General features: G+C 67.1%; 7 protein-coding genes. 5 read left to right on the forward strand and 2 right to left on the reverse strand.

From position 1 onward, the window contains the following. The first annotated feature begins 326 nt into the window (after positions 1-326). From EQG76_RS16310 to EQG76_RS16330, 5 genes are all read left to right on the forward strand, one after another. Positions 327-1,136: a carbohydrate ABC transporter permease gene (locus EQG76_RS16310; protein WP_159715329.1), complete on the forward strand. Its 810-nt coding sequence runs from the start codon at positions 327-329 to the stop codon at positions 1,134-1,136. Positions 1,137-1,160: 24 nt separating this feature from the next. After that, on the forward strand, positions 1,161-2,432 hold the full coding sequence (locus tag EQG76_RS16315; RefSeq protein ID WP_235031401.1) for an ABC transporter substrate-binding protein: 1,272 nt from the start codon (positions 1,161-1,163) through the stop codon (positions 2,430-2,432). Between the two features lie 104 nt (positions 2,433-2,536). After that, positions 2,537-3,418, forward strand: a complete 882-nt coding sequence (locus EQG76_RS16320; RefSeq protein ID WP_159715331.1) for a carbohydrate ABC transporter permease — start codon at positions 2,537-2,539, stop codon at positions 3,416-3,418. Positions 3,419-3,420: 2 nt separating this feature from the next. Next, entirely contained in the window at positions 3,421-4,491 is a 1,071-nt protein-coding gene (locus EQG76_RS16325; protein ID WP_159715333.1) for an ABC transporter ATP-binding protein, read from the forward strand. 100 nt (positions 4,492-4,591) lie between these two features. Further along, positions 4,592-5,608: an alpha/beta fold hydrolase gene (locus EQG76_RS16330; RefSeq protein WP_159715335.1), complete on the forward strand. Its 1,017-nt coding sequence runs from the start codon at positions 4,592-4,594 to the stop codon at positions 5,606-5,608. Here EQG76_RS16330 and EQG76_RS16335 read toward each other — a convergent pair. Together EQG76_RS16335 and EQG76_RS16340 are read right to left on the reverse strand one after the other, a co-directional pair. Then, the gene (locus tag EQG76_RS16335; RefSeq protein WP_159715337.1) at positions 5,589-6,362 is read right to left on the reverse strand and encodes a 3-ketoacyl-ACP reductase; all 774 of its coding nucleotides are present in this window, start codon (positions 6,360-6,362) and stop codon (positions 5,589-5,591) included. The two genes, EQG76_RS16330 and EQG76_RS16335, sit on opposite strands and share 20 nt — an antisense overlap. Continuing rightward, a partial coding sequence (locus EQG76_RS16340; protein WP_255476545.1) for an acyl-CoA dehydrogenase family protein occupies positions 6,359-6,524 on the reverse strand: 166 nt, incomplete at its 5' end. The genes EQG76_RS16335 and EQG76_RS16340, both read right to left, overlap by 4 nt.

Here is a 6,524-nt window from a genome sequence, read left to right on the forward strand (position 1 = left end):
CGGATGCTCATGGCGGTGCCGTGGATCGTGCGCAGGCGGACCGCCTGACGGGTTCGTCCGCCAGACTATTCCGGCCGCTCGGCCGCTGGCGCGCCAAGACAGTATCTATGGGCTTTCCAATGCCAGGGCCGCCATAAGCACGGCGCGTATCCGGTAAACTGCGCTTGGCAGCAGGCCGGGCGTCATGTCATGACAGCTTGGCAAGCCGGTCATCGCGTGTGGTGGTCCCGGCAGCCAGCGGGGGCTGGATCCGTGCGCGCGTTTCTCGTCCATCACGGCCGCCGGACGGCCGGGTGCGGTGTGGCCCCAGGCCAAAGGCGCAGCGCGTGCGCTGGCTGAGGCGGGCGATCCCGCACCTGGTCCTGATCCCGTTCTCGCTGGCCGTCGTCTTGCCGCTGCTCTGGCTCCTGCGGGTCAGCCTCACCGACCGCCGCACCGCCTATCAGATCCCGCCAGAATGGAGCACGCCCCATCTCGGCAACTATGTCGAGATCTTCACCGCCTACCCGTTTGCCTCCTGGTTCTGGAACAGCTTGAGCGTGGCGCTGATCTCGACGGCGATCGCCTTGCCGCTCGCGACCATGCTGGCCTTCGCGTTCGCCCGCTACAACACCGGCAGGGCGCCCTTGCGTCTCTCGATCCTGGCGAGCCAGATGCTGCCGCCGATCGTGATGGTGCTGCCCCTGTTCGCGGTGTTCCTGGGCGCTGGCCTACTGAACAGCCGGACCGCCGTGGTGATCGCCCATGTCGGCATGAACCTGCCCTTCCTCGCCTGGATGATGATCGCCTTTTTCGAGGGCGAGGTGCGCCAGCTCGAGGAAGCGGCGCGGGTAGAGGGTGCCACGCGCTTCCAGGCCTTCTGGAAGGTGGCGGTGCCGGTGGCGGCTCCCGGCCTGCTGGCAGCGGCCCTGCTGGCCTTCATCATGTCCTGGAACGAGTTCCTGTTCGCCCTGATCCTGACCGGCAAGCGCACCGCCACACTGCCGGTCGGCCTGTCCACGCTCGACACCCATCGCGGCGTCGAGATCGCCCTGCTGGCCGCCGCCAACATGGTGGCGATCCTGCCGGTCTTCCTGCTGATGCCGTTCCTGCGGCGCTATCTGATCAAGGGTTTGTCGCTTGGCGCATTGAAGTAACCCGAAGTTTCGAGGGAGCCCATAATGAAGAAGTTCCTGCTCGCGAGCAGCATGCTGATCGCTTCTGCGTTCGGCGCGGAGGCGCAGACCATCAACATCCTGATGGAAAGCGTGCCAGACACGCGCTACGTCCAGGAGATGCTGCCGGAGTTCAAGGAGAAGACCGGCATCGACGTGCAGCTCGAGGTCGTGAACTACGCCGAGATGCACACCAAGCTGGTCCCGCAGCTGGTGGCACCCGAGGGCTCCTACGACGTCGTCATCGTCGACTTCTACTGGGTGGGCGAGTTCACCAAGGCCGGCTGGCTGCAGCCGCTCGACGAGCGGATCAAGGCGGACAACTTCCCGGTCGACAACTACATCCCCTCGATCATGGAGCTGACCGGCCGGGTCGACGGCACCACCCTGATGCTGCCGTTCTACAACTACGCGATGGGGCTGACCTACCGGAAGGATCTGCTGGAGGACCTCAAGCACCAGGAGGCGTTCAAGGCCAAGTATGGCCGGGAGCTGAAGGTGCCGACCGAGTGGCCGGAATATCTGGACCAGGTGAAGTACTTCTCCGAGGACGCTGGGATCGAGGGCTTCAAGGGCGTGGTCAACCAGGGCCAGCGCCCCGACCCGATCTCGATGGAGTGGTCGAACTACCTGTTCGCCAATGGCGGCCGCTACTATGATCCGGAGACCTGGCAGCCGACCCTGGCCACTCCGGAAGGCATCGCCGCGCTGACCCAGTATCGCGACAACATCCAGAAGTACGGCCCGATCGGGGCCGCCAACTTCAGCTTCGACGACGCCTTCAACGTCGCGGCGCAGGGAAAGGCCTACTCGTATCTGACCTTCAACATGTTCCGCCCGGTCTATGACGATCCGGCCAGCTCGCAGGTGGTCGGCAAGATGGAGATCGCCCCGGTGCCGGGTGGCGGCCTGAACGGCTCCTGGGGCTGGGCGATCCCGAAGTCCTCGCCCGATCCGGACGCGGCCTGGGAGTTCATCAAGTTCATCGAGAGCCCAGAGATCGCTAAGAAGCGCGCCCTTCTGGGTGGTGCCGCCACCCAGAAGCAGATCTACGAGGATCCGGAGCTGATTGAGAAATACTCCTACTACCCGCAGCTGGGCGAGCTGCTGGCCTATGCCCAGAACTTCCCGGTCTTCACCTACACGCCGGCGTTCGTTGACGTGCTTGGCCGCGAGCTGAGCCTCGCGGTGACCGACGGCAAGGACCCGAAGGAGGCGCTGGAGCAGGTGGACAAGGAATTCGCCGAGCTCCTGCGCAAGGACGGCAAACTGCAGTGATCTGCGTGGGAGCTGCCACCTTCGCGGCGGCAGCTCCCACACTCCGAGCCGGCCCGCCCGCGGTGGACGGTCAACCCTCGCCCCAGCCCGAAGACAAACTGTTCATGACCGCCGCAATCGCGCAGCGTGACCGCTGGTTCGGCTTCGCCATGACCCTGCCGGGCCTGTTCGCCCTGGTCCTGGTCGTGCTGTTCCCGATCCTGTTCACGCTCTGGACCAGCACCTCCGACTTCACCCTGCTGAAGCCGTCCAACGACGCCTTTGTTGGCCTCTCCCACTACACCCAGGCCTTCGCCACGCCCGAGTTCCGCCACGCGCTCTCGGTGACCCTGGCCTTCGTGGTCGCGGTGGTGATCCTGGAGTTCCTGGTGGGGTTTGCGGTGGCGCTCGCCCTCGACAAGGTCGAGCACGGCAAGGCCGTCTATTACTTGATCCTCCTGTTCCCGCTCCTGATGAACCCAATCGTGGTCGGCCTCATCTGGAAGATGTTCCTCCACCCCACGCTCGGCATCGTCAACTACGTGCTGAGCCTGGTGGGCATCCCGCCGGTGGACTGGCTGGGCGTGCCGGACAATGCCTTTTGGACCGTCGTCGCGGTCGACATCTGGCACCAGGTCTCGTTCATGATCGTGCTGCTCCTGGCGGGCCTCGCGTCCCTGCCGAAGGAGCCCTACGAGGCGGCGCGGCTGGAAGGGGCCGGCACGATCCGCTGCTTCTTCTGGATCACCCTGCCGCTGATGCGCCCGGTGATCGTGGTGACGCTGTTGATCCGGCTGATCTTCGCGGTGAAGACCTACGACATCATCTACATCATGACCCGCGGTGGTCCCGGACAGGCCACCGAGCTGGTCAGCTACTACATCTACCGCCGCGCCTTTGTCGGCCTGGACGTGTCTCAGGCCAGCGCCATGGCGGTCATCCTGCTCCTGGCGGTCCTGGCGCTCACTGCCTGGCTCCACCGCTACATGCGCTCCTTGGCCCAGTGAACATGACCGAGATCCGCCTCGCCAACGTCACCAAGACCTATGCCGGCGGCCAGACCGCCGTGGACGCGGTCGACCTCACCATCCATGATGGCGAGTTCTTCGTCCTGCTGGGCCCGTCGGGCTGCGGCAAGTCGACCACGCTGCGCATGATCGCCGGGCTGGAGCCGATCTCGTCCGGCGACCTGTTCATCGGCGAGCGCCGGATGAACGAGGTCGACCCCAAGGACCGCGACTTGGCCTTCGTCTTCCAGAACTACGCGCTGTTCCCGCATCTGACCGTGAAGGGCAACCTGACCTTCGGCATGAAGCTGCGTGGGGTGCCGGGGCCGGAGCAGGAGCGGCGCTTGGCCGAGGTCACGGTCATGTTGGGCCTGGCACCTTATCTGGACCGCAAGCCCGGCCAGCTCTCCGGTGGCCAGCGGCAGCGCGTGGCGCTTGGCCGGGCGCTGCTGCGCGACCCGGTGGCGTTTTTGCTCGACGAGCCGCTCTCCAACCTGGACGCCAAGCTGCGCGCGCAGATGCGCACCGAGCTGGTCAAGCTGCACCGCCGGGTCGGCCGCACCATCATCCATGTCACCCATGACCAGATCGAAGCCATGACCATGGCCGACCGGATCTGCATCATGCATGACGGCAAGGTCGCCCAGGTCGGGGCGCCGATGGAGGTCTATCGCAACCCGGCCGACACCTTCGTCGCAACCTTCACCGGCAGTCCGCCCATGAACCTGGTGCAGGGCCGGCTGGAAAATGGCGCGGTGCATTTCGCCGAAGCCACCCTGCCGCTCGATGCCAGGACAGGTGCCGGCGAGGTGACGGTCGGGTTCCGCCCGGAGGACCTGAGCCTCGCGGCCCTGCCTAACCGCCTGCCAATCCAGGCGAGCGTGGTTGCGGTCGAGACACTGGGTGCGGACGCCATCCTAGTGGCGAGCCTCGCCGGCGGGCAGGAGATCGGGATGCGGGTTGCGGCCGACACCCAGCTGGAGCCCGGCAGCCCAGTATCGGTCCATCTCGACCCCAACCGGCTGCGCCTGTTCGACCGTCAGACCGGCAAGGCGATTGCCCGGATGGCTTGAGCTGAGCCTAGCGGGGGATCCGGCAGCCGATCTGGGGGTTTTGCCCCTGGAATGACCTGTGCAGGCCGCAGGAGCCCCGGCGGCGACGGCTGGAGACGCCATGCCCTTGCTGACGACGCCCGCCACCACGCTGCAACATCGCCCTCGCCCATCCTGGCCCCGCCAGGTGCTGCTTGCTGGCGTGGCTGCCCTGGGAGCGCTCGCACTCTACCATCACACCAGCGCCCGCAGGGCCGAGCGGGAGAACCCGCCGGAGGGCCACTTCATCGAGGTGGACGGCGTCCGCCTGCATTATGTGGAGCGCGGCTCGGGCGAGCCGGTCGTGCTGTTGCACGGCAATGGTGCGACGGTGCAGGACTTCGAGGTCAGTGGCGTGCTCGACCAGGCGGCGAAGCGCTTTCGCGTCATCGCCTTCGACCGTCCAGGCTATGGCTACAGCCAGCGGCCGCGCGGGCGCATGTGGACGCCATCGGCCCAGGCCCGGTTGCTGGCCAAGGCCTTCACCCGGCTCGGGATCCGGCGCCCGATCGTGCTGGGACATTCCTGGGGAGCGCTGGTGACAATGGCGCTCACGACCGAGCGCCTCGCCGACCTCCGCGCGGTCGTCCTGGTATCGGGCTATTATTTCCCGAGCTGGCGCCGCGACGTGCTGTTCCTGGTCCCGGCCGGGATTCCGGTCCTGGGTGACCTGCTATGCCACACCGTCCTCCCGCTGGCAGGCCGCATCTTCGGGCCAAGCTTCATCGCGCGGATCTTCGCGCCGGCGCCCGTACCGGCGTCGTTTCGGGCCTTTCCGGTCAGGATGTCGCTACGACCTTCGCAGCTCCGGGCCAGCGCCGAGGAGACGCTGCTGATGGAGCCGGCCGCCGCGATCCTGTCGCGTCGCTACCATCAGGTCGCGATCCCGGCCGTCATCATCTCGGGCGACGGTGACCGCCTCGTCGACGCCGGAGCGCAGTCCGGGCGGCTGCACCAGATCCTCGCCCAGAGCAGCTTCGACCTGATGCAGGGCGCCGGGCACATGCCCCATCATCTCGCACCCGGGCTGATCGTTGCCGCGATCGAGCGTGCCGCCGGATTGGCTGGGGGTCCTTTGCTCAGAACCGCTTCATCGTAAGCCCGCCATCCACCGCGATCGCCTGGCCGACCGTGTAGGGCAGGTCGCCCGAGGCGAGCGTAGCGATGCACCGCCCGACCTCGTCCGCCTCGCCCCAGCGCGGCATGGGCGCGCCGTCGTCAGCGAAGAAGGCGTCATACTTGGCGGTCGAGGGGGCGGTCATCGGGGTGCGGATGATGCCGGGGCGGACCTCGTAGACGCCGATCCCGTGCGGGGCCAGGCGGGCGGCGAACAGCCGGGTGACCATGCTGGCGGCGGCCTTGCTGACACAGTACTCGCCCCGGTTGATCGAGACGGCCTCGGCATTGCTCGACGTGGTGACCACGATCGAGCGGTGGCGGTTCACCACAGCGTCGCTCGCCAGCAGATGGCGTGCGAAGTGCTGCAGGAGAAAGAACTGGCCGCGGGTGTTAACCGCCATGCAGCGGTCGAAGCTTTCTACGCCAACGTCGAGCAGGTCGCCCCGGACCATGACCGACACGCCGGCATTGGCCACCAGGCAGTCCAGGCGGCCGAACGCCTGCAGCGCCGCGGCGAGCAGGTCCGGCTGGCCGGCGAGGTCGGCGACGTCGCCATGCACCACCGCTGCCCGTCCGCCAGCGGCCGCGACCGCCTGGCGAGCCTCCTCCGTGTCGTCGGCTCGGGTTCGTTCGTGCAAGACCACATCGAAGCCGCGACCGGCCAGCGCCACGGCGGCGGCCTTGCCGATACCACGACCGGAGCCCGTGACCCAGGCGACGGGGCGGCCGGTCACCAGGTCGCTCCCTTCAAGAGCTCGCGGGCGATGATGGTGCGCTGGATCTGGTTGGTGCCCTCGTAGATCTGGCAGATCTTGGCGTCCCGGTAGAGCCGCTCCACCTCGTAGCCCTTCACGTAACCGGTCCCACCGAACACCTGCACCGCGTCGGCCGAGCGC

The sequence above is a fragment of the Geminicoccus flavidas genome, assembly GCF_009806515.1.
In the GTDB taxonomy this organism is placed as follows: Bacteria; Pseudomonadota; Alphaproteobacteria; order Geminicoccales; family Geminicoccaceae; genus Geminicoccus; species Geminicoccus flavidus.